This window comes from Acidovorax sp. GW821-FHT10E03, from assembly GCF_059415205.1.
Genome location: NZ_JBWKMU010000017.1, coordinates 142360 through 164553 on the forward strand (window position 1 = coordinate 142360; position 22194 = coordinate 164553).

Consider the following 22194-nt stretch of genomic DNA (forward strand, 5'->3'; position numbering starts at 1 on the left):
AGCAAAGGAAAACACCATGTCCAAGATTCTTCTCATCGGCGCGAGCGGCACCATCGGCCAGGCCGTGCTGGCCAACCTGGGCGCGCGCCACGACGTGATCACCGTGGGCCGCAGCAGCGGCACGCACCGCGCAGACTTTTCCCAGCCGGGCTCGGTCGCCAGGCTGTTCGAGGCGGTGGGCCAGGTCGATGCCATCATCAGCACCGCCGGCAACCTGCACTTCGGCCCGCTGGCCGACATGACGCCCGAGCAGTTCAACCTGGGGCTGCAGGACAAGCTGCTGGGCCAGGTGCAATTGGCTTTGATCGGCCAGAAGTACCTGGCCGATGGCGGCTCCATCACGCTGACCGCAGGCATCCTGTCCATCGAGCCCATCCGCAACGGCGCCAGCGCCACGGCGGTGAACGCCGCCATCGAGGGCTTCGTGGCCGCCGCCGCCATCGAGCTGCCGCGCGGCCTGCGCATCAACGCCGTGAGCCCCACCATCCTCACCGAATCGGTGGGCGTGTACGGGCCGTTCTTCCCCGGCTTCGACACGGTGTCTGCCGAGCGCGCCGCGCGCGGCTACCAGCGCAGCGTGGAAGGCGCGCAGACGGGGCGGGTGTACCGCGTGCAATGATCACGGCCACCTGCACCCTACCCGTCTGGGCATGAAAAGAAAATAGCTGCTGCCGCTTGTCCAGCAAGCGGCAGAAGCTATCAATTTAGTAGCATCAATGATCGAAGGCGCAGATCAGTCCAGACTCGCGCCGGATTCCTTGACGACCTTGCCCCACTTCACGGACTCGGCCTGGATGAAGGCGGCAAACTGCTCGGGCGTTTCGCTGTACGTCTCGGCGCCCTGCTCGTTGATCTTCTTCTTCACCTCGGCCTGGTTCAGCACCTTGGCCAGCGCGGTGTTGAGCCGGGCCAGCACCGGCGCGGGCGTGCCGGCGGGCGCGAACATGCCGAACCACGACGTGGCCTCGTAGCCGGGCACGCCGGCTTCGGCGATGGTGGGCACGTTGGGCAGCTCGGGCGAGCGCTTGGCCGTGGTCACCGCGATGGGTACCAGCTTGCCGCTGCGCACATGCTGGATGGCCGAGGGCATGTTGTCGAACATGATGCCGATCTGGTTGCCCAGCAGGTCGGTCACCGCCGGTGCGCTGCCCTTGTAGGGCACGTGCACCATGTCCACCTTGGCCAGGCTCTTGAACAGCTCGCCCGACAGGTGGATGGAGCTGCCGTTGCCCGAGGAACCGAAGTTCACCTTGCCGGGGTTGGCCTTGGCGTAGGCGATCAGCTCCTTCACGCTCTTGTAGGGCTGTGCGGGGTTGGCCACCAGCAGGTTGGGCACATTGGCCACGCGCGTGAGCGGCGCGAAGTCCTTGATCGGATCGAAGGGCATCTTCTTGTACAGCGCGGCGTTGATGGCATGCGTGCCCACCGTGCCCATGAAGAGCGTGTAGCCGTCCGCCGGGGCCTTGGCCGCCAGCGCGCCGCCGATGTTGCCGCCCGCGCCCGCGCGGTTGTCCACGATGACCGACTGGCCAATTTCCGTGGTCAGCGCCTGGCCGATGATGCGCGCCAGGATGTCGGTGGTGCCGCCGGCCGCGAAGGGCACGACGATGGTGACGGGCTTGGTGGGATAGGCCTGGGCCGTGGCTGCGCTGCTGCCCAGCAGGCCACCAACGGCGATGGCGGCGATGCCCGCGCAGGCAGCGGCCGACAGCGCAAAGCGGCGGGTGGTGTGGATGGAACGGGTCATGGTTTGTCTCCTTCAGGAAGGTGGATGAAATGGGTGTCACGAGCGCGGCATCCGCCGCGCCATGGCCTCAACCGGGCGCCAAGGCCTCCGGGCGAGAACAGGGGGTGCGCCCCTTTCAGGGCTGCAGTGAAAATGCGTTCAGGTGGCTAGACAGGTGCCACGCCGAGCGTGGTACCACCGCACACGTACAACACCTGCCCGGTCACGAAACCGTTGTCGGGCGAGAGGAAGAACAGCGCCGCGCGCGCCACGTCGTCGGGCGTGCCCATGCGGCCCACCGCGATGCTGTTCAGGATGCGCTCGGTCTGCGGCGCGCCCTCGGGGTTGCTCTGGCGGAACAGTTCGGTGGCGATCGGCCCCGGGCCGATGGCGTTGACGGTGATGCCGTCGCGCCCCAGTTCCATGGCCAGCGTGCGCGTCATGCCGATCATCCCGGCCTTGGTGGCCGAGTAGACGACGCGGTCGCTCTTGCCCAGCGCGGCGCGCGACGACATGTTGACGATGCGGCCCTGGCCGCAGGCCCGCAGCGTGGACAGAAAGGCCTGCACCAGCAGCATGGGCGCGCGCAGGTGCAGGCCCACCACGTCGTCCAGCTGCGCGGTGGTGGCGGTGTCGATGGTGCCGGGGCGCGTGGCGCCCGCGTTATTCACCAGGGCGGTCACGTTGTGCCTGGCGGCGATCTCTGCCGCGCGCTCGCGGGTCGATGCCTCGTCGGTCAGGTCGCCCTGGTACGAGGTGAGCAGCGGGTGGCTCCACGTGGGCAGCGCGTAGTCCAGATTGACCACTGCGCGGCCCTGGGCGAGCACGGCTTCGGCAATGGCGCGGCCGATGCCGTTGCTGGCACCGGTGACGACGGTGACGGGGGTGTAGGAAGTCACTGCAGAGGCCACTGTCACACGCGCTCCAGGATGATGGCGATGCCCTGGCCCACGCCGATGCACATGGTGCACAGCGCGTACTGGCCCGCATGCTCGTGCAGGCGGTTCACGGCGGTGGTGACCAGCCGCGCGCCGCTGGCACCCAGCGGGTGGCCCAGCGCAATCGCGCCGCCCCAGGCGTTCACCCGCGCGTCGTCGTCCTTGAGGCCCAGGGCGCGCAGCACGGCCAGGCCCTGCGCGGCAAAGGCTTCGTTGAGTTCGATCACGTCCATGTGGTCGATGGTCAGGCCCGTCTGCGCCAGCACCTTCTGCGTGGCGGGCGTGGGGCCAAAGCCCATGATGCGCGGCGCCACACCGGCCACGGCCATGCCCACCACGCGGGCGCGGGGCTTGAGGCCGTACTTGGCGGCATGGGCTTCATCGGCCAGCAGCAGCGCGCAGGCGCCGTCGTTCACGCCCGACGCGTTGCCCGCTGTCACCGTGCCATCGGGCCGCACCACGCCCTTGAGCCTGGCCAGCGCTTCCAGGCTGGTCTCGCGGGGGTGTTCGTCCTGGCTGACGACGATGGCGTCGCCCTTCTTTTGCGGGATGTGCACCGGCACGATCTCGCGCGCCAGGTGGCCGTCCTTGATGGCCGCCACGGCGTTGAGCTGGCTGCGCAGCGCCATGCGGTCCTGCGCCTCGCGCTCGATGCCGAAGTCGGTGGCCACGTTCTCGGCGGTTTCGGGCATGGAGTCCACGCCGTACTTTTCCTTCATCAGCTTGTTGATGAAGCGCCAGCCGATGGTGGTGTCGTACACCGCGTTGTTGCGGCTGAAGGCGCTTTCTGCCTTGGGCATGACGAAGGGCGCGCGGCTCATGCTCTCCACGCCGCCCGCGATCATCAGGCCCGCCTCGCCCGCCTTGATGGCGCGCGCGGCGGTGCCCACGGCGTCCAGCCCCGAGCCGCACAGGCGGTTGATGGTGGCGCCGGGCACGTCGATGGGCAGGCCCGCCAGCAGGCTGCTCATGTGGGCCACGTTGCGGTTGTCCTCGCCGGCCTGGTTGGCGCAGCCGTAGAGCACGTCGGTCACCGCGGCCCAGTCCACGCCGGGGTTGCGGTCCATCAGCGCCTTGATGGGGATGGCGCCCAGGTCGTCGGTGCGCACGCTGCTCAATGCGCCGCCGTAGCGGCCGAAGGGGGTGCGGATGGCGTCGCAGATGAAGGCTTGGGTGGTCATGTTTTTTGTCTCCTCGGATCTCGGTGGATCGGCTCGTTGAAAAGGGAAGGGATTCGGGGCGCCCGCGGGTGCTCAGGCCGCCGGACGGATGGGCTGGCCCACCAGGCTTTCGAGTTCGGCGTGGGAAAGGCCCGGCACGGTGTCGATGAGCTGCAGCCCCGTGGGCGTGCAGGCCAGTGTGCACAGATCGGTGTAGATGCGCTTCACGCAAGCGACACCGGTGAGCGGGTAGCTGCAGCGCTCGACGATCTTGCTCGCGCCCTGCTTGGTCAGCAGGTCCATCATCACCCAGGTCTGCTTGGCGCCGATGGCCAGGTCCATCGCGCCGCCCACGGCCGGGATGGCACCGGGCTCGCCGGTGCTCCAGTTGGCCAGGTCGCCCGTGGCGCTGACCTGGAAGGCGCCCAGCACGCAGATATCGAGGTGCCCGCCGCGCATCATCGCGAAGCTGTCGGCGTGGTGGAAGTACGCGCCACCGGGCAGCAGCGTCACCGGCTGCTTGCCGGCGTTGATGAGGTCGTAGTCCTCCAGGCCTGCGGCGGGTGCCGGGCCCATGCCCAGGATGCCGTTCTCGCTTTGCAGGATGACCTCGCGGCCCGCGGGAATGTGGTTGGCCACCAGGGTGGGCTGGCCGATGCCCAGGTTGACGTAGGCGCCGTCGTGGATGTCTTGCGCCACCCGTTTCGCCAGTTCTTCTTTACTACGCTTTTGATAGCTGCTCACGCTTTATCCTTGTGCGGTAGAGGCCGATTTCATGCCGATTTCTTGAAACCACCCGCCTGCGTGGCCGTGCGGTCGATCTTGACCACATGGCTCACGTAGATGCCGGGGGTGACGATGGCCTCGGGGTCCAGCGCGCCCAGCTCCACCACCTCGTGCACGGTGGCGATGGTGGTCTTGGCGGCGGTGGCCATCACCGGCCCGAAGTTGCGGGCCGACATGCGGTAGGTGAGGTTCCCCCAGCGGTCGCCCTGCTCGGCCTTGATCAGCGCCACGTCGCCGTGGATGGGGAATTCGAGCACGTAGTGCCTGCCGTTGATCTCGCGCGTTTCCTTGCCGGCGGCCAGCTCGGTGCCGTAAGCCGTGGGGCAGAAGAAGGCGCCGATGCCCGCCCCCGCCGCCCGCAGGCGCTCGGCCAGGTTGCCCTGGGGCACGAGCTCGAGCTCCAGCTTGCCGCTGCGGTACAGGTCGTCGAACACATAGCTGTCGACCTGGCGCGGAAAGCTGCAGATGATCTTGCGCACCTGCCCCGCTTTGAGCAGCGCGGCCAGGCCCTGGTCGGCATTGCCGGCGTTGTTGTTCACCACCGTCAGGTCCCGGGCGCCCTGGGCGATGAGCCCGTCGATGAGCTCACCCGGAATGCCCGCCGTGCCAAATCCGCCTATCAACACCGTGGCACCATCCTTCACCCCTTGCAGGGCCTGGGCCACCGAGTCCGCCAGTTTGTTGATCATCGAAACGCTTTCGTGATTTGCTTGATCTTCGGTTTCAATTTGTTCGCTTATAGAACAAATGTTCGCATAAAGAATTATAGTAGGCGCACGTATGAATATCCAAACCCCTGACGCCAAAGACCCCAAGCCCAGCGACAGCTATGTGCAGTCGTTCGCGCGCGGGCTGGAGGTGATCCGCTCGTTCAGCGCGGCCACGCCGCAGCAGACGCTGAGCGAAGTGGCGGCCCGTGCGGGCCTCACGCGCGCGGGTGCGCGCCGCATCCTGCTCACGCTGCAGACGCTGGGCTATGTGGAGACGGACGGCAAGCTCTTTCGGCTGAGCCCGCGCATCCTGGACCTGGGATTTGCGTACCTTTCATCGCTGCCGATCTGGAACCTGGCCGAGCCGGTGATGGAGGACCTGGTGGAAGAAGTGCGCGAGTCGTCCTCGGCCGCCGTGCTCGACGGCCTCGACATCGTCTACGTGCTGCGCGTGCCCACGCACAAGATCATGCGCACGAACCTGGGCGTGGGCTCGCGCCTGCCCGCGCCCTGGACCTCGATGGGCCGCGTGCTGCTGGCCGGGCTGCCCGATGAGGAGCTGGAGGCCCGCCTGGCGCAGCATCCGCTGGAGCGCTTCACCGCGCACACCACCACCGAACTGCCCGCGCTGCTGTCGCGCATCCGCGAGGCACGCCAGCAGGGCTGGTGCCTGGTGAACCAGGAGCTGGAGGAAGGATTGATCTCGATCGCCGCGCCGCTGGCCGATCGCATGGGGCGGACGGTGGCGGCGCTCAACATCAGCGGGCAGGCCAACCGCACCAGCGCGGCCATGATGCAGGAGAGCCTGCTGCCCGCGCTGCTGCGCGCCGCGAAGACCATCTCGCGCATGATGGGTGCGCCGCGCGGCCGGGGAGAGTGAAGCCCAGGGCCCGGCGGCCGCCGGGCGGCTTCACCCCGGTGCCAGCCTGGCACCGGCAAGCGCATTGCGCGCACAGGGCGCCCACGCTGGGGTGGTGAAGGCTCAGTTCTTGCGAAAGCCCAGCACCAGCACCACGCCGCCCAGTACCATCGCCCCCAGGCTCATCCACTGGGGAATGTTGACGGACTCTTTTTCCTTGACCGTCAGCTCCAGCGGGCCCAGCTTGGCCTGCGTGGTGTCCTTGGTGAAGCTGAAGCCCCCCGTCAGAAAACCTGCCAAGCCCAGCACCAACAAAAGCACACCAACGATTCGCATTGCATTCATGACAGATCTCCCAACACCGGGTATTCAGGGACTGCGGCAGAGCGGGCCCGGCTCCCTGTCCCTGCGCATCGCCAATGTAGGGCAGCTCCCGCCGCGCCCGCGTAGGACACCGCCGCTGCCGCGCGTCGCGCACCCGCCCCGGCGCGCCAGCCGCACTCCGGCGCCGCGTGCAACCCTGCACGCCCTGTGCGCCAGGGCTGCGTGCTACGCTCACGCCCCATGTTCAGCCCCTCCCAAGCCGACGTGCGCCGCTTTCTCTGCGGGGTGCACGCCAAGACCCAGGCCGGCGCGCCCATGGAAGCCATCGAGACGCTGGCCAGCCTGTGGATCGCCGAGCACCCCGAGTACCACACCGACCTGTCCGACGCCGATGCCGCCGTGGCGCGCAACTACGACGAGACGCCGGGCCAGACCAACCCCTTCCTGCACCTGTCCATGCACCTGTCGATCAGCGAGCAGTGCAGCATCGACCAGCCGCGCGGCATCCGCCAGGCGGTGGAGCTGCTGACCGCGCGGCTCGACTCGCTGCACGATGCGCACCACGCCGCCATGGACTGCCTGGGCGAGATGCTGTGGGAAAGCCAGCGCGCCGGCCGCCCGCCGGACGGCGAGGCCTACATCGCCTGCGTGCAGCGGCGGGCCACGCGGGACTGAGACGGATTGGCCTCCAACCGCATGGCGTCGTTGGTTCGCCTCGCCATGCTGCAGCCCTGTCCTGGGCTTCCCGCCTGGTTGCCCGGCTGCATGCAAATTCGCATGCGGCGCTGAACCCTCCCCGCTCAGCGCCCAGGCTTGCGCGCCTTGTGCGCCAGCGCGGTGCCGGCCAGCAGCAGCACCAGCAGCCCGAGCCCTTCCCGCGAGAACAGGGGCACCGGCACCGGGGTGGGCGATGCGCTCACGACCAGGGTCCCCGCCGCGCTGCTTGCCAGGAAATTGCCGTCGCCGGAGTAGCTCGCGGTCAGCGCCTTCGTGCCAGAGCCCTTCGGCCGCAGTGAGCAGCCTGGCGCCGCCGCGGCCGCCGCGTAGCTGCAGCTCAGGCCGTCGGTGGTGTTCGTGATCGTGATCGTTCCCGTCGGCGTGCCGCCCCCCGGCGCGGCCACCGCCAGCGCCGCCCGCACCGTCACCGAACCGCCCAGACCGACCGGTCCCACCGCCCCCAGGGCGATACCCGTCGAAGCTGGCAGGACCTCGATGGCCACCGGATTGGACACCGAAGGCAGCGTGAAGCTGGCGGTGTCGCCTGCATAGGCCGCCTGGACGTCGTGCCGTCCAACGGGCAACTGGCGCGCGAGAGCCGCCCTGGCGGAGGCATCAAGCCCCGCATCGCCAAGGTCCGTCGCCGCGCCATCGGAAAAGTGCACGCTGCCGGCCGGCGGCCCCGCTCCCCCCGTCACTTCGGCCAGGAGCGTGATCGCCTGGCCGTAGACGAACGTGGCTCCGGCCAGCGGCTGAGCCAGGCGCACGCTCGACTGCTGTTGCACCGTCGTCTGCATCGATGCCCGGACCGAGGCATCGCCCTGGCTCGTCACGGTCAGCGTCCGCGGCCCGGCCGCGGCAAAGCCGATGGGCCAGCCCACGCTGCCATCGCTCTGCGCGATCACGCCAGGCAGGACGTCGCCCGCCACCGAGCTCGTGATCCTCCATTTCGTCGTGTTGTCGATATGGGCGTTGACGACGGCATCGTCCACCGCCAATACGAATCCTGCGGCAGGATCGGCCGGGGCCGTCGCAGGCAGCGAAACCGCCGTTTGTCCCGCGGGCAGCAGCACGGTGGACGGCCCTTGCAATGCGGGCACCGGAAGCGGCAGGTTGTGAAACTGCAGATCAAAGCGCGCGTTGTGCCCCGGCATCGTGATGTGCACGAGGTAGCTTCCGACGACACGATTGGCCGTGGGCACGACGGGGGTCCAGTTGTCGGAGCCCATCGTCTCGAAGGTATTCCTCCCGGAAGGGAAGGTCGCGCTCGCGCCCGTGCCGGGCGCCGCAACGTTGACGGGCACAGAAAGAAAGCCGATGGCGTGGGTGTCGCTCCACACCGTTTGCGGCCGCACTCCAAACGGAGAGGAGGGCTGGCCGATGCGCATGCTGAACGACTGCGAGGCCGGCATGTAGGCGGTCTCCCAGCCCCAGGGGCCCGCGTCGTCGGGATCGAAGAGTCTCACGCCCTGAAAAATAGCCAGCGGACCCTGGAGCGCCTCGGGGGTCTTGTACACCAGTGTTGCCCGCGGCGCGCGCGCAGTGGTGCTGTTCGGCACACCATCGACGGTGGCGAGAGCGCCGGCGTCCGGCTCGAGTGCGGCCGCATAGCCTGGCAGCGCGGAATCCGTCGTGCCGGGGTTCGCATTCTGTTCGTCCGCCAGCAGCTCCGCGTAGTTGCGGCTGAAATCGAACACGCTGACCGCGCCCGGGCCCGCCACAGGCGCCGTCGCCGCCCGGGCGTCGTCCCACGCGGGCTGGGTGTTCCAGGAGACGGTGCCCGCGTCGAAGTCCTCGGCCGGGGAGAGCCGCAGCGTGGCCGGTTGCGAAACGCTGCTGGCATAGGTCACGAGGCTGGCCTGCAGCGGCGTGGAGGAATACTGCATGATGCTGCGGACCACAAAAGGAAGCTCCGGCGTCTTGAGCAGCGCGACGCCGCGGCTTCCGGCCGTGCCGCTCAGCCGCAGATCGGCACGGCCCGCATCCGCCGCACCGGGAGCGCTCTCCTGGATCTGGGACGACGATGCGGCATTCGATGACACCCCCGTCAAATCCGACAGCGTGATCAACAACTGGACGGAATGCGGCACCAGCGTCTTGCCCGGGCTCGATTCCTTCGCCGCGACATCGAAGTCGGCATGGGACGCATCGGCACCTGGGACGCTGACGATCTTGATGCCGTTGTTGGCGCGGCTGCCGTCCACCCACGACTTGACGATGTCGGTGGCGTCGAAGCTCCGAAAGCCCGGTTGGCGAATGGCCACCGGCTTGCGCACGCTGCTTCCGGCCTGGTAGTCCGGGTCGACGCCAGGCGTCGGCGGGCCCTCCACGCATGCAGGCGCCACGCTTTCCTGCGGCCAGCAGCCATTGCCTTCGAGGGGAACCAACGCAACGCTGCCGGCCACCCGGACGTTCTGGACATAGACGACGATCCTGGCCCTGGCGATCTTGTCCGCGGTCAGCGCATAGGCGGACGGCCCCACCTGGAGCGGCTGACCGGAGCCCGCCCGCGACACCAGGACCATGTTGCCGTTGGGAAGCGTATCGAGCGAGAAGCGGACGACCGCCTGCTGCTGTTCATTGATCCGCAGGCCATCGGGATTGCTCGGTGCGTAATCCGATCCCCGCAGACTCGCGTCCGCGACCAGCGGCGCCTCGATCCATTGCGTCTGCACGACAATGGCACAGCCCCCCAGGACCAGCGCCGCGCACACGGCGGCGAACAGGCACAACGCGCCCGTCAGGTGCCAGACACTCCTGCCCATCTCATCCCCTGTCTTCGGTTTTGGCGGCGGATCACGGCCCGCCGCAGCATCGCGATGGATCGTAGGGGAGGAAAATTCACAGGTCATGTGCCGACGGCACACGACCGCGCGCGCCTATTCGTCAGCCAGCCAACCGGCGAGCTGGTGCCGGCTGCCGACGCCTGTCTTGACGTAGATGTCCTCGAGATGGCGCTTGACGGTACCCGGGCGGATGCCGAGCCTTGCCGCGACTTCGGCGTTGGTCGCGCCATGGGCCACCGCCACGAGCACTTCGCGCTGGCGCTCGCTCAAGGCGCGATCGTGCAGCCGGTGCGCGATGTGGCGGCGCCTGCTGCGGGCCTGCAGGCGGCCCAGCGTCTGGCGGATGTGGCCCTCCAGCAGCGCGAGCGACGTGCGCTCGGGGTCGCCGAAGCCGCGCGTTGCGCGCGTGACATTGAGCGTGAGCATGCGCCCTTCGCCAAGGTCGATGTCCAGGCCCAGCCCATCCTTCTGGCCGACACGGCCATAGGCCTCCGCGTTCAGCGCACACCGGCTCCACGCCGTCGGCGAGAGTTGGTCGGAAATGCTCATCGGCACGCGGCGCTTGCCGTAGCCGGGATTGTCGCCAAGGTGCTGATGGACGGCCTCGTTGATTTCGCGCGACACGGCGCGCTCCGGCGCATACAGGGTGCGCAGCGTCGGCGTGCAGTTGCGCCAGTCGACAACGAAGATGTCTCCGCCCACGACGCTGCGCAGCGCCTGGAGCAGGTTGCTCGACAGGTCGTTCGGGTCCCGTGTCGAATGCACCAGCAGCGTCGCGTGGCTCAGCCGGTGCAAAGAATGCGAGTCGAGATAGCCCATCGTGTCTCCGCCTGGATCGATGCAACCGTTCAAAAATACCAGCGTCCCGTGCCGAAGCTGACCCTCAGCCGCCCGTCATGCCCCGCCACCAACAAAAACGCCCCTCGCAGGAGGGGCGTCTTCTTGGTGGCACACCGCAGCGCTCAGCGGAAGCGCGATTGCGGCACCACGTGCAGGTCGCCGTCGATGCCGCTGATGTAGCCCGACAGCGCCTTCAGCTCCGCATTGGTGAACTGCTTGGCCACACCGCCCATGATGGCGTTGCTGCGGCCCACGTTGGGGTTCTTCTCGGCCTTGTAGGACTTGAGGGCCACGAAGAGGTAGTCCGCGTGCTGGCCCGCGATCTTGGGGTACGAGGGGTCGATGGGCTTGGCGAAGTTGTCGCCGTGGCACGAAACGCAGGCGCCCTTCTTCAGAAGCTCGGCCACCTGCACGCTGGGTTCGCGGCCGGGCTTGGCGGGCAGTTCGGCCCCCGTCTTGCCATGCTGCTCATAGTAGGCGGCCACGTCGGCGATGTCCTTTTCGCTCAGCGAATCCGCGATGCCGCGCATGGTGGGATGCTTGCGCTCGCCCTTCTGGTAGGCGACGAGCGCCGAGGCAATGTACTTGGCGCTCTGGCCCGAGATCATGGGCACCTTGTGCACTTCGGGAAAGCTGGCCTGGTAGCCCGGAATGCCGTGGCAGCCAATGCACATGGCAATCTTCTGCTTGCCGGCTTCCACGTCGCCTTTGGCTTCCTGGGCATGGGACAGGGCGGTCACGGAAGCGACAGCCAGGGCAAATAGCGTGGTCAGCGTTTTGTTCATTTTGCGCGCACAATCTCGTGGAAGTTCAGCTCTGGGCTCTGATCAACCGCCGATTATAGCCAGCGCCTGTCAAGCCCATTCATCAACGATCCGGTGATTCGCCCCCATGAAATTCCAAGGCTCCCAGAACTACGTCGCCACCCAAGACCTGATGCTCGCCGTGAATGCGGCCATCACCCTGCAACGCCCGCTGCTCATCAAGGGGGAGCCGGGCACCGGCAAGACGATGCTGGCCGAGGAAGTGGCCCAGGCGCTCGACATGCCGCTGCTGCAATGGCACATCAAGTCCACCACGAAGGCGCAGCAGGGCCTGTATGAGTATGACGCGGTCAGTCGCCTGCGGGACAGCCAGCTGGGCGATGGCGACAGCGCCGAGCGCGTCAAGGACATCCGCAACTACATCATCCAGGGCGTGCTGTGGCAGGCCTTCACGGCCGACCGCCCCGTGGCGCTGCTGATCGACGAGATCGACAAGGCCGACATCGAATTCCCGAACGACCTGCTGCGCGAGATCGACCGCATGGAGTTCTACTGCTACGAGACGCGCGAGCTCATCAAGGCCAAGCACCGCCCGCTGGTGTTCATCACCTCCAACAACGAGAAGGAGCTGCCCGACGCGTTCCTGCGCCGCTGCTTCTTCCACTTCATCAAGTTCCCCGAAGCCGACACGATGCGCCAGATCGTCAACGTGCACTTCCCCACGCTCAAGAGCGAGCTGCTGGGCGTGGCGATGAAGACGTTCTACGACGTGCGCAACCTGCCCGGCCTGAAGAAGAAGCCCTCGACCAGCGAACTGCTCGACTGGCTCAAGCTGCTGGTGGCCGAAGACATTCCGCTGACCGCGCTGCAAAGCGCCGACAATAAGGTGGCCGTGCCGCCGCTGGTGGGCGCGCTGCTCAAGAACGAGCAGGACGTGAGCCTTTTCGAAAAGCTGGTGTTCATGAACCAGCGGAACCGGTAGTCCCCCCGCCATGGCCGCACCCACCACCCCCTCCCTCATGGACGGCATTGCCGACGCCATCGGCTTTGTCGGCGGCGCCCTCGCCGGTTTCTGGCTCGGCCAGTGGCTGGGCCTGGACATCTTCGCGCCGGGCTACGGCAACAAGGCGCTGGGGGGCATCGCCCTCGTGGGCCTAGGCGGCGGCCTGGGCCTGCATGCGGCACGGCGCTGGCAGACGCACCGGCGCAACAAGCCTTCCAAGGACTGATGAAGGGCAACGACACATGGCCTTTGTAGAACCCGTCACCCTGCGCGACCGCGGCATCCGCCTGGAACCCCTGGCGCTGTCCCACGAACACGGCCTGGCCGCCGCAGCCGCCGATGGCGAACTGTGGAAGCTGCGCGTCACCTCGGTGCCCGAGCCCCAGGACACGCGTGCCTACATCGAGACGGCGCTCAGGATGCGCGAGGACGGCAACCGCTTCGCGTTCGCCGTGGTGGAGGATGCCAGCGGCAAGGTCCTGGGCTCCACGAGCTACCACGACATCCTGCCCGCGGTGAAGCGCGTGGAGATCGGCTACACCTGGTACCGCCAGAGCGTGCAGCGCACCCACGTCAACACCACGTGCAAGCTGATGATGATGGGCCACGCCTTCGACACGCTGGGCAGCCATGTGGTGGGCTGGCGCACGGACAACTACAACTTCGCCTCGCAAAAAGCCATCGAGCGCCTGGGCGCCAGGAAGGACGGCGTGATCCGCGGCCACGCCCTGCGCCGCGACGGCACCGTCCGCGACACGGTGATGTACAGCATGCGCTCGGGCGAATGGCCCGAAGCCAAGGCGCAGCTGCTATACCTTTTAGAGCGCCACACGCTTTCCCAGTAAACGCTGGAGGCCAGAACCATGCTCATCGACTTCTTCTACACCCTGCGCTCGGCCAAGCTGCCGGTATCGGTCAAGGAATACCTCACCCTGCTCGAAGCCCTGCAGGCTGGCGTGGTGGGCCCCAAGTCCGACGATGCCTGGAGCCTGGACGACTTCTACAACCTCTCGCGCCTCACGCTCGTGAAGGACGAGAAGCACTACGACAAGTTCGACCGGGCCTTCGGCGCCTACTTCAAGGGCGTGGAGATGGTGGCCGACTTCACCAAGGAGATCCCGGCCGACTGGCTGCGCAAGATCCTGGAGAACGAGCTCACGCCTGAACAGAAAGCAGCCATCGAGAAGATGGGCTGGGACGAACTCATGGAGACGCTCAAGAAGCGGCTCGAAGAGCAGAAGGAACGCCACGAGGGCGGCAGCAAGTGGATCGGCACGGGCGGCACCAGCCCGTTTGGCCACGGCGGCTACAACCCGCAGGGCGTGCGCATTGGCGGCGCGGGCAAGAACAAGAGCGCCGTGAAGGTGTGGGAGCAGCGCGCCTACAAGGACTACGACGACCAGCAGGAGCTGGGCACGCGCAACATCAAGGTGGCCCTGCGCCGCCTGCGCAAGTTCGCGCGCGAGGGGCACGAGCTGGAGCTGGACCTGCCCGACACCATCCGCAGCACGGCCGCCAACGCGGGCTACCTCGACATCAAGATGGTGCCCGAGCGCCACAACAACGTGAAGGTGCTGCTGCTGATGGACGTGGGCGGCACCATGGACGAGCACATCCAGCGCGTGGAGGAACTCTTTTCCGCCGTGAAGACGGAGTTCAAGCACCTGGAGTTCTACTACTTCCACAACTGCGTGTACGACTTCATGTGGAAGAACAACCGCCGCCGCTTCGCGGAGAAGTTTCCCACCTGGGACATCATCCGCAAGTACAACAAGGACTACAAGCTGATCTTCGTGGGCGACGCGACCATGAGCCCCTACGAGATCCTGCAGCCCGGCGGTAGCGTGGAATACAACAACGAGGAGGCGGGGGCGGAGTGGATCCAGCGCCTCACGCACGCCTTCCCCAAGCACGCGTGGATCAACCCCGAGCCCCAGGGCGTGTGGCAATACCGGCAGAGCATCAGCATCATCCAGCAGCTCGTCGGCAACCGCATGCACCCGCTGTCGCTCAAGGGGCTCGAAGAGACGATGCGGCTGCTGTCCAAGTAGGCAGGGGCGCCCGCGGCGCGCACCGGTCCATCGCGCGTAACTGTCTGACACAGGCGGTCTTATTTTCGGTGCATAGTGGCGGGGCAAGGCCTGCGGGCCACGTTCCACTCCAATACCGTCCTGTCGTGCATTTCAGCATCCCGCGCCCTACCGCCACATCTCCAACGCCGGCCCCGTGGCCGGCGTTGCTGCTTTTCGGAGCGCTGGCCCTGCAGGGCTGCAGCCTGCTGCCCCGCGCGGAGGAACGCGACGCCTCGGCGCCCGCGCCGGTCATCGCCGCATCGGATGCGCCGTCGTTCAACGTGCAGGTCAAGGCCCCGGACAGCGTGCGCGAGACGCTGGAGCGCCACCTGGAGCTGCAGCGCTTTCGCAATCTGCCCGACCTGCACGCCAACGAGCTGCAGCGCCTGCTGGGCGCGGCCGACGCCAATGCGCGCGAACTGCTGGGCACCATGGGCTACTTCGCCCCGACCATCACGGTGGAGCTGACCGACACCCCCGACAGCAAGACCGCGCCGCGCACCGTGACGGTGACCGTGGAGCCAGGGCCCCAGACCCGCATCGCCAGCGCGGACATCGACTTCGCGGGCGCCGCCAGCCCCGCCATCGCCGGCACGCAGGCGCAGGAAAACGACGCTGCCGACACGAAAGCCAGCCTGCGCCAGCAGCAGCGCGTGCAGCGCGACTGGTCCCTCTCGCCCGGCCAGCCATTCACCCAATCGGCCTGGGATTCGGCGAAGACCGACGGCCTGCGCCAGCTTCAGGCCCGCCGCCACCCCACCGCGCGCATTGCCAGCAGCCGCGCGCAGGTGGATGCCGACAAGCACGAAGCCAGGCTCAGCGTGACCTACGACCCCGGGCCGGTCTACCGCTTCGGCCCACTGCGGGTCGATGGCAGCCAGCGCTACGACCCTGACGGCGCCCGGCGCCTGGCGCGGCTGCCCACGGGCGCGGTCTATGACGAGGCCGAACTGCTGGACGCCCAGCTGCGCCTGGCCAGCAGCGGCTACTACGACGCGGTGTTCCTCACGCTCGACACCGAGGGCACCGACCCCCAGGCCGCGCCCATCGTTGCCCAGGTGCGCGAAGCCCCGCTGCAAAAGCTCGTGTTCGGGCCCGGCTTCTCCACCGACAGCGGCGCACGCCTGTCCCTGGAGCACATCCACAACCAGCTGCCCGGCTTGGGATGGCGCGCCGTGAGCAAGCTGTCGCTGGACCGGGAGACCAAGCTCGCGGGCACCGAATGGACCGACCTGCCAGACAACCGGGGCTGGCGCTGGTTCGCGGGCGGCCAGCTGCAGCGTGAATCGACGGGCGACTACGAAGTCAACAGCGGGCGCCTGCGCTCGGGGCGCAGCAAGAGCACGAAGCACATCGACCGCAACTACTTCCTGCAGTACGACTACGCCAACAGCCAAGGCCTGAACGCCCCGCCATCGGGCACGGCCGTCAGCGTGAACTACGGGTGGACGGGCCGCTACTTCAACAACCCCACGGCCCCCACGCGGGGCCACGGGATTGCCGTGGAACTGGGACTGGGCACCACGCTGCGGCCCGAGCGCGACCCGTTCGTGCGCACGCTGGTGCGGTGGCAATCGTTCCTCCCGGCGGGGCGCGTGCAGGACGCGGCGGGCGTGGCCCGCAGCGCCCGTGTGGCGCTGCGGGCGGAAGCCGGCGCCGTGGTGGCGCGCGATGGCGCGCAGATTCCCGTCACCCAGCTTTTCCTGACCGGTGGCGACACCACCGTGCGCGGCTACGGGTACCGCAGCATCGGTGCGCGCACGGACAACGGCCAGCTCTATGGAGGCCGCTACCTGGCCGTGGGCAGCGTCGAATGGCAGCGGCCCATCGTCTACGGCGGCGCCATGACCGACTGGGAAAGCACCCTGTTCGTGGACGCGGGCGCCGTGGCGGACCGCATGGGGGACCTGGACCCGCGCGTGGGCGTGGGTGCCGGCGTGCGCTGGCGCAGCCCCGTGGGCCCCTTGCAGGCCGATCTGGCCTACGGCGTGAAAACCAAGGAACTGCGGCTGCACCTGCGGCTGGGTTTCAGCTTCTGATGGCCGGGCGGATGCACCCCGACACCCCCAAGCCCCACGCCCGCTCCTCGGACTTCAGCGCCGGGGCGTCGTCTTCCGGGCCGCGCCCGCCAGCCCGGCGCGCGCGCCGCGCCGCGCGGGCCGCGGGCTGGCTTCTGGTGGCCCTGGTGGCGTTGATGATCGCCGCCGTGGCGGCGGTGTGGTGGTGGACGGGCAGCGGCACCTCGCTGGCCACGGCGCTCGCGCGGGCGGCCCGCTACCTGCCGGCCGGCCAGCAGCTGGAAAGCCGCGAGGTCACCGGATCGCTGCGCCAGGGCGGGCACATCGGCTGGCTGCGCTGGAGCAGCCCGGCCCTGGCCGTCGAGGTCACCGACATCCGCCTGGGCTGGCAGCTGGCCCCCCTGCTGCAGCGGCGGCTGGAACTGGGCGAAGTGCATGCCGCGCGCGTGCAGATCACGCCGCAGGGCAGCCAGCCCGATGCCGAACCCGCCACACCCCTCACGCAGCTTGTGCTGCCGCTGCACATCGGCGTGCCGTTTCGTGTCGACCAGCTGCAATGGGCCGGATCGCCCGCCGTGCAAGCGCTGGGCCTGGCGGGCGACTACCGGTTTGACGGCCGCGAGCACCGCCTGAACATCGACAGCGTGGAGCTGGCCCAGGGCCGCTACAGCGCGCGGGCCACCCTGGGCGCACAGCCCCCCATGGCACTGGATGCCAGCGTGGATGGCACCGTGCACACCGCCGTGCCTGGCGGCGAACCCGCCATGCAGGTGCAGGCGCACGCCACGCTGCAGGGCACATTGGCCACCGCTGCGGCGCGATTGCAATTGCAAGCGCGTGTAAGCCCCTCCCCCGGCACCTCCACGCCCGCGCCAGCCCCGGGCACGCGGGGGCCCCGGGCTCCAGCGTCGCCCACCAAGGCGCCCGCCCCCGCCCCAGCGCAACCCATGCAGGCCGATGTGCAGGCCACGCTCGCGCCCTGGGCGACCCAGCCCCTGCAGGCTGCCAGCGCCACGCTGCACGCCATCGACCTCGCGGCGCTCTGGCCCCAGGCGCCGGCGACCCAGTTGCACGGCACCGTGCAGGCGGGGCCAGGACCGGCAGGCGGCGGCACCCACTGGTCGGTGCAAGCGCAGCTGCACAACGAGCTCCCAGGCCCCTGGGACCAGGCCCGCCTGCCCTTGACGGCCCTGCGGGCCGATGCCCGCTATGACGGCACCCGCTGGACCGTGCCTGCCGCCACGGCCTCGGCCGGCGATGGCACGGTGACGCTGCAGGGCCACTACACCCCGGCCACCCACGCGATGGAAGGCGAGGCCCAGGTGCGCAACCTGCGCCCCGATGCACTGCACACCGCCTTCGCGGCCGCCCCTTTGGCAGGCCGCCTCAGCGCGCAGACGGCGCAGGGCGACACCGTGCGCTTCACGGCGGACATCCGCGCCGCCGCGGCGGGCAGCCGGGCGGCGGGCGGCCGGGCTTCCGCCCTGCGCATCAACACCTTCACCGCGCAAGGCCACTGGCAGCCCGCCCCGCCCCCGCAGGCCGGCACTGGCGGCACGTTGCGGCTCGAACGCCTGCTGCTCGACGCCCTGCAGGCGCGCGCCGAGGCCACCGACCTGCGCATCGCGCTCGGCGGGCCGCCTTCCGTGCAGGGCCAGATGGTGCTGACAGTGCCCGGCGCCACCGCCCGTGCCCAGGGCCATGCCGCGCCGCTCGCCGGTGGCGGCGACCTGCAGGTGCAGTGGAGCGACATCGACACCACCCAGCGCTGGCTGGCCAGCCTGCCGCTGGCGGGCGGCACGCTGCAAGGCGCCATGCAGGGCATCTCCGCCAAGGGCGCGGGACAGCTCACCGCCCGCTGGAAAGGTGGCTGGCAGACGCTGGTGCGCCAGCTGCAGGCGGCCGGCGGCGGCAGTGCGCCGCCAGCGGGCAAGGACACCTTCGAGCTGCAGGCCACCCTTGGCACCGCGCACATGGAACTGTCGCTGCCGCCCGCCCCAGGTACCGGCCGGGGCGCCACCGCGGTACAGCTGCGCGCCGTGAAGGCCGAGCTTTCCGGCACCTTCGCACAGGCCGCGCTGTCGCTGCAAGGAGAGGCCCGCATGGATGCGTCTCAGGGTGCACAGGCCCACCGCGTTGCACTGCAGACCCGCCTGACCGGCGGGCTGGCCGCCCCCGCGCAGTGGCAGGTACAGGTCGGCGAGATGCGCCTGCAGGCGCAGGACACACAGCGCCCCGGGCCATGGACCCTGCAGCTGTCCGAACCACTGCACATCACCGCGCGAACCCCGGGCACCGCCCCGTTGTCGGTGGAAACCTCCGCAGGCCAGGCCCGCCTGAACGGCCCGCTGCCGGGCACCGTGGTCCTGCGCTGGCAGCCCGTGCGCGTGGCCTCCGGGCCCGCGCTGCGGGTGCAGACCCAGGGCACGCTGCAAGGCCTGCCCATGGCCTGGGTCGACGCGCTGGGCGCGGGGGACACCCCTGCCGCCGCGGGCCGCCCGGCCCAGCCCCTGCTGGCCCGCATGGGCCTGGCCAACAGCATCGTGCTGGACGGCCAGTGGAACGTGGACACCACCACAGCCAACCCACGCGCCAGCGCCAGCCTGCGCAGGGCCAGCGGCGACCTGCGCATCCTGGCCGGAGACCCCACCGCCGTGACGGCCGTGCAGAGCAGCGGCCAGGGCAAGGGCGCGGGCGCCGCCACCGCGATCGCCACCGAGGCCTCGGCAGCACCGGCGGGAGCGGGCACGGCAGCGGGTGTGCGCGAGGCGGAGGCCACCCTCGATCTGGACGGCGAAGCCCTGCGAGCGCGTGTGCGGTGGATGAGCGAGCGCGCCGGAGAGATCGACGCCAACGTGAACACCCGCCTGTCGCTCGCGGGGCCCGCGGGCACCCCCGCCGCGGCCGCCTCGGTCCCCGCACCCGCACGGCCGGGCGCGGCAGACGCACCACAGCGCACCGGCACCGCAAGCCTTGCCTGGGCACCGGATGCGCCACTGGCTGGCACGCTGCGCGCGCGCCTGCCCGACGTGGGCATGTGGTCGGCCCTGGCCCCGCCCGGCTGGCGCGTGCGCGGCACGCTGGACGCGAGCGCCACCCTGTCGGGCACCCGCAACGCGCCGCGCTGGTCGGGAACCCTGGGCGCGGACGACCTGGCGGTGCGGTCCGCCGTGGACGGCGTGGACCTGCAGGGCGGCCGCCTGCGTGCCACGCTGCAAGGCAACCAGCTCGACATCACCGAGTTCCGCCTGCAGGGCGGGCGCGGCAGCGGCGCGCGCATCGCGGGCTTCAGCGGCAACCGCACGGCCGCGCCGCAGGACGGCGGCACCCTCACCGGCACGGGCCGCATCACCTGGGGCGATGCCGCCAACGGCCTCTCGGGCATTGCCATGGGATTTCAGGCGGAGGCCAAGGCCCTGCAGGTGCTCGTGCGCGCAGACCGGCAGATCAGCGTGTCGGGCCAGCTGCAGGCCCAGCTGCAGCAGGGCCAGATCAGCCTGCGCGGCAAGCTCACCACCGACCGGGCCACCATCATCCTGCCCGACGAAAACGCCCCCAGCCTGGGCTCGGACGTCGTCGTGCGCTCGGCCGCCAAGGACCGCGAGGACCAGGCCAGGGCGCAGGCCGCCGCGAAGGCCAGCCAGGTGGCGGCGCAGGCAGAAACCGCCAAGCCACCCGACATCGCGGTCACTCTCAACCTGGGCCGCGACTTCGCGCTGAGCGGCCATGGCATCACCACCCGGCTGACGGGCGAGGTGGACATCCGCAGCAGCGCCGTGCCCGGCGCCCCACCCCGCGTGACGGGCGAGGTGCGCACCGAGGAAGGCCGCTACCGGGCCTGGGGACAGATGCTGGACGTGGAGACCGGGCTCATCCGCTTCAACGGCCCGTACAACAACCCGTCGCTGGACATCCTCGCGCTGCGCCCCAACATCAGCGTGCGCGCGGGCGTGCAGGTCACGGGCAGCGCCCAGGCCCCCCGCGTGCGCCTGTATTCCGACCCCGAACTGCCCGACGCGGAAAAACTCTCGTGGGTGGTGCTGGGTCGCAACGCAGCCGCGGGCGGCGCCGAGGCCGCCGTGCTGCAGCAGGCCGCGCTGGCGCTGCTGGGGAGGGGCGGCAACAACAACACGGCGGCCAACATGGCCAGCCGGGTCGGCCTGGACGAGATCGGCTTCAAGGGCCCCGGCTCCGGCGAAGACGCCAGCGCCGCCGCCCTCACCTTCGGCAAGCGCCTGTCCAAGGACCTGTACGTGACCTACGAACGCAGCCTGTCGGGCACGCTGGGCACGCTGTACATCTTCTACGACCTCTCGCGCCGCCTCACGCTGCGCGGGCAGACCGGCGAGAAGAGCGCGGTGGACATCATCTACACGGTGAAGTACGACTGAGACCCCACCTCCGGGAAGGCACGCGCGGCCCCACTACAATGCGCGGCTGCCTCCTCGTAGTTCAATGGATAGAACGAGTGCCTCCTAAGCGCTAGATACAGGTTCGATTCCTGTCGAGGGGACCAGTGACCAGTCCGTAAGAGTCCAAACTCTTCCGGACTTTTTTATTTCTCCTTTGAAATCAGCATCTTAGCTGTCCGCACCCGTCCAGACCCGTCCACCCCCATCCGCGCGAATTGGGGGCACATTTGGGGGCACATTTTTCAAAAGTGGGGGCACATTTCTTTTATGCCCCCACCCGGGGGCCAGATGCCCCCATGGCCAAGGACGGCCCCAGGGCGGTTTTCCGCGCGCCAGCGGGCGAAAACAGGCCCCTGAAACCCATCGAACCCACCACGCTGCGGCCCGATGTGCCCCCAGTTCGGCACGGATATGCCCCCAGCCGCGCCGGAAGACCAAGGCGGTCAAGGAGGCGCTGTTCGCGAAGAACGATGCGCTGGCCATCGCCGAGGAATTGCGCGAGGCGCTGGCCGATTCGGAGCGCACGGCGCTGCCCATTCAGGCCGCCGCAGCCCGCGCTGCGGAGCGGTATGCGAATACCCACGATGCGGCCTACGCGGCCTATGCTCGGCTGGAGGCCTGCAAGGCCCTGGCAGAGTGCGAGGAGGCGCTCACGCGGGCCATGGCGCTGATGGTGCATGTACCCGACCCCTTGGGTGTTGACCGTCGTTCGGACGATGCGCGGGCCTACCGCATGAAGTTCATCTGGCAGCGTCTGTCGGCCGTGGCACTGGAGCGACCGGAGGCGCAGCAGCAGCCCGAGGTGGAGGCGCTGGGCGTGCTGGAGCTGGGGGCGTTCGCGGGGCGCGCGTACCTCACGCCGGTGCAGGCGCTTCAGTTGCAGCGGGCGGAGGCAGACGCGGCCGCCTGATGTCGCGATGAACGCAGCCGGGCGCGTGCCCTGGCGCTGAAAAACGAACGGCCCCGGCAGTGATGTCGGGGCCTTTTTTCATTGTCGTCATTCGGCCAGAAGCTGCCACTCACGAACCTACCTCCTCACTTTTTGGTCGGAGCAAAAAGGCCCCCATGTCATATCTACT

Annotated in this window: 19 protein-coding genes and 1 tRNA gene; 11 read left to right on the forward strand and 9 right to left on the reverse strand. The window is 69.0% G+C overall.

Features of this window, described 5'->3' with window-relative positions; all coding sequences use genetic code 11:
• Positions 1-16: 16 nt before the first annotated feature.
• Positions 17-619 carry a short chain dehydrogenase gene (locus AC07OD_RS26170; protein ID WP_218339581.1) on the forward strand — a complete coding sequence of 201 codons (603 nt, stop codon included), beginning with the start codon at positions 17-19 and terminating at the stop codon, positions 617-619.
• A gap of 114 nt (positions 620-733) precedes the next feature.
• Here the strand turns inward: AC07OD_RS26170 and AC07OD_RS26175 are convergent, their stop codons facing one another.
• The 5 genes from AC07OD_RS26175 to AC07OD_RS26195 all read right to left on the reverse strand — a co-directional run bounded on the left by AC07OD_RS26175 (position 734) and on the right by AC07OD_RS26195 (position 5299).
• On the reverse strand, positions 734-1747 hold the full coding sequence (locus AC07OD_RS26175; protein ID WP_494598376.1) for a Bug family tripartite tricarboxylate transporter substrate binding protein: 1014 nt from the start codon (positions 1745-1747) through the stop codon (positions 734-736).
• Between the two features lie 146 nt (positions 1748-1893).
• Positions 1894-2625 carry an SDR family NAD(P)-dependent oxidoreductase gene (locus AC07OD_RS26180; RefSeq protein WP_494598377.1) on the reverse strand — a complete coding sequence of 244 codons (732 nt, stop codon included), beginning with the start codon at positions 2623-2625 and terminating at the stop codon, positions 1894-1896.
• A gap of 14 nt (positions 2626-2639) precedes the next feature.
• On the reverse strand, positions 2640-3845 hold the full coding sequence (gene pcaF / locus AC07OD_RS26185) for a 3-oxoadipyl-CoA thiolase (RefSeq protein ID WP_492246401.1): 1206 nt from the start codon (positions 3843-3845) through the stop codon (positions 2640-2642).
• Positions 3846-3917: 72 nt separating this feature from the next.
• Positions 3918-4568: a 3-oxoacid CoA-transferase subunit B gene (locus AC07OD_RS26190; RefSeq protein ID WP_218339585.1), complete on the reverse strand. Its 651-nt coding sequence runs from the start codon at positions 4566-4568 to the stop codon at positions 3918-3920.
• 29 nt (positions 4569-4597) lie between these two features.
• Positions 4598-5299 (reverse strand): 3-oxoacid CoA-transferase subunit A, encoded by a 702-nt coding sequence (locus AC07OD_RS26195; protein ID WP_218295971.1) that lies wholly within the window; start codon positions 5297-5299, stop codon positions 4598-4600.
• A gap of 91 nt (positions 5300-5390) precedes the next feature.
• Between AC07OD_RS26195 and AC07OD_RS26200 the strand changes: the two genes are divergently transcribed.
• Positions 5391-6200: an IclR family transcriptional regulator domain-containing protein gene (locus tag AC07OD_RS26200; RefSeq protein WP_218339586.1), complete on the forward strand. Its 810-nt coding sequence runs from the start codon at positions 5391-5393 to the stop codon at positions 6198-6200.
• A 102-nt stretch (positions 6201-6302) separates the two neighbouring features.
• On the opposite strand, the gene AC07OD_RS26205 is transcribed toward AC07OD_RS26200, so the two are convergent.
• Positions 6303-6524 carry a hypothetical protein gene (locus AC07OD_RS26205; protein WP_029413244.1) on the reverse strand — a complete coding sequence of 74 codons (222 nt, stop codon included), beginning with the start codon at positions 6522-6524 and terminating at the stop codon, positions 6303-6305.
• 219 nt (positions 6525-6743) lie between these two features.
• Between AC07OD_RS26205 and AC07OD_RS26210 the strand changes: the two genes are divergently transcribed.
• Positions 6744-7178, forward strand: coding sequence for a DUF1841 family protein (locus AC07OD_RS26210; RefSeq protein ID WP_218295973.1), 435 nt, complete (start codon positions 6744-6746; stop codon positions 7176-7178).
• Between the two features lie 125 nt (positions 7179-7303).
• Here the strand turns inward: AC07OD_RS26210 and AC07OD_RS26215 are convergent, their stop codons facing one another.
• From AC07OD_RS26215 to AC07OD_RS26225, 3 genes are all read right to left on the reverse strand, one after another.
• Positions 7304-9985 carry an Ig-like domain repeat protein gene (locus AC07OD_RS26215; protein ID WP_494598378.1) on the reverse strand — a complete coding sequence of 894 codons (2682 nt, stop codon included), beginning with the start codon at positions 9983-9985 and terminating at the stop codon, positions 7304-7306.
• Positions 9986-10099: 114 nt separating this feature from the next.
• Positions 10100-10825 (reverse strand): helix-turn-helix transcriptional regulator, encoded by a 726-nt coding sequence (locus AC07OD_RS26220; RefSeq protein ID WP_369643213.1) that lies wholly within the window; start codon positions 10823-10825, stop codon positions 10100-10102.
• A 143-nt stretch (positions 10826-10968) separates the two neighbouring features.
• Positions 10969-11631, reverse strand: a complete 663-nt coding sequence (locus tag AC07OD_RS26225) for a c-type cytochrome (protein WP_218295976.1) — start codon at positions 11629-11631, stop codon at positions 10969-10971.
• A gap of 106 nt (positions 11632-11737) precedes the next feature.
• Here AC07OD_RS26225 and AC07OD_RS26230 point away from each other — a divergent pair, with 106 nt between their 5' ends.
• The 8 genes from AC07OD_RS26230 (at position 11738) to AC07OD_RS26265 (ending at position 22025) form a co-directional block, all read left to right on the forward strand.
• On the forward strand, positions 11738-12592 hold the full coding sequence (locus AC07OD_RS26230) for an AAA family ATPase (protein ID WP_218295977.1): 855 nt from the start codon (positions 11738-11740) through the stop codon (positions 12590-12592).
• A gap of 10 nt (positions 12593-12602) precedes the next feature.
• On the forward strand, positions 12603-12839 hold the full coding sequence (locus AC07OD_RS26235; protein ID WP_218339591.1) for a hypothetical protein: 237 nt from the start codon (positions 12603-12605) through the stop codon (positions 12837-12839).
• A gap of 16 nt (positions 12840-12855) precedes the next feature.
• Complete coding sequence (locus tag AC07OD_RS26240; RefSeq protein ID WP_218295979.1) at positions 12856-13458, forward strand: GNAT family N-acetyltransferase; 603 nt, start codon at positions 12856-12858, stop codon at positions 13456-13458.
• Between the two features lie 18 nt (positions 13459-13476).
• Positions 13477-14664, forward strand: a complete 1188-nt coding sequence (locus AC07OD_RS26245; protein WP_218295980.1) for a vWA domain-containing protein — start codon at positions 13477-13479, stop codon at positions 14662-14664.
• A gap of 125 nt (positions 14665-14789) precedes the next feature.
• Positions 14790-16724 carry an autotransporter assembly complex protein TamA gene (locus tag AC07OD_RS26250; RefSeq protein ID WP_492253812.1) on the forward strand — a complete coding sequence of 645 codons (1935 nt, stop codon included), beginning with the start codon at positions 14790-14792 and terminating at the stop codon, positions 16722-16724.
• A gap of 11 nt (positions 16725-16735) precedes the next feature.
• Positions 16736-21094, forward strand: a complete 4359-nt coding sequence (locus AC07OD_RS26255; RefSeq protein WP_494598379.1) for a translocation/assembly module TamB domain-containing protein — start codon at positions 16736-16738, stop codon at positions 21092-21094.
• 50 nt (positions 21095-21144) lie between these two features.
• Positions 21145-21219: transfer RNA gene (locus AC07OD_RS26260), tRNA-Arg, on the forward strand.
• A 389-nt stretch (positions 21220-21608) separates the two neighbouring features.
• On the forward strand, positions 21609-22025 hold the full coding sequence (locus AC07OD_RS26265) for a hypothetical protein (RefSeq protein ID WP_494598380.1): 417 nt from the start codon (positions 21609-21611) through the stop codon (positions 22023-22025).
• Positions 22026-22194: the final 169 nt, after the last annotated feature.

Coding starts and splice junctions, on each gene's coding strand:
- pcaF (WP_492246401.1), bottom strand. CDS start 3,845: ATGACCACCCAAGCCTTCATCTGCGACGCCATCCGCACCCCCTTCGGC.
- AC07OD_RS26255 (WP_494598379.1), top strand. CDS start 16,736: ATGCACCCCGACACCCCCAAGCCCCACGCCCGCTCCTCGGACTTCAGC.
- AC07OD_RS26245 (WP_218295980.1), top strand. CDS start 13,477: ATGCTCATCGACTTCTTCTACACCCTGCGCTCGGCCAAGCTGCCGGTA.
- AC07OD_RS26170 (WP_218339581.1), top strand. CDS start 17: ATGTCCAAGATTCTTCTCATCGGCGCGAGCGGCACCATCGGCCAGGCC.
- AC07OD_RS26200 (WP_218339586.1), top strand. CDS start 5,391: ATGAATATCCAAACCCCTGACGCCAAAGACCCCAAGCCCAGCGACAGC.
- AC07OD_RS26220 (WP_369643213.1), bottom strand. CDS start 10,825: ATGGGCTATCTCGACTCGCATTCTTTGCACCGGCTGAGCCACGCGACG.
- AC07OD_RS26230 (WP_218295977.1), top strand. CDS start 11,738: ATGAAATTCCAAGGCTCCCAGAACTACGTCGCCACCCAAGACCTGATG.
- AC07OD_RS26215 (WP_494598378.1), bottom strand. CDS start 9,985: ATGGGCAGGAGTGTCTGGCACCTGACGGGCGCGTTGTGCCTGTTCGCC.
- AC07OD_RS26195 (WP_218295971.1), bottom strand. CDS start 5,299: ATGATCAACAAACTGGCGGACTCGGTGGCCCAGGCCCTGCAAGGGGTG.
- AC07OD_RS26205 (WP_029413244.1), bottom strand. CDS start 6,524: ATGAATGCAATGCGAATCGTTGGTGTGCTTTTGTTGGTGCTGGGCTTG.
- AC07OD_RS26175 (WP_494598376.1), bottom strand. CDS start 1,747: ATGACCCGTTCCATCCACACCACCCGCCGCTTTGCGCTGTCGGCCGCT.
- AC07OD_RS26235 (WP_218339591.1), top strand. CDS start 12,603: ATGGCCGCACCCACCACCCCCTCCCTCATGGACGGCATTGCCGACGCC.
- AC07OD_RS26240 (WP_218295979.1), top strand. CDS start 12,856: ATGGCCTTTGTAGAACCCGTCACCCTGCGCGACCGCGGCATCCGCCTG.
- AC07OD_RS26210 (WP_218295973.1), top strand. CDS start 6,744: ATGTTCAGCCCCTCCCAAGCCGACGTGCGCCGCTTTCTCTGCGGGGTG.
- AC07OD_RS26225 (WP_218295976.1), bottom strand. CDS start 11,631: ATGAACAAAACGCTGACCACGCTATTTGCCCTGGCTGTCGCTTCCGTG.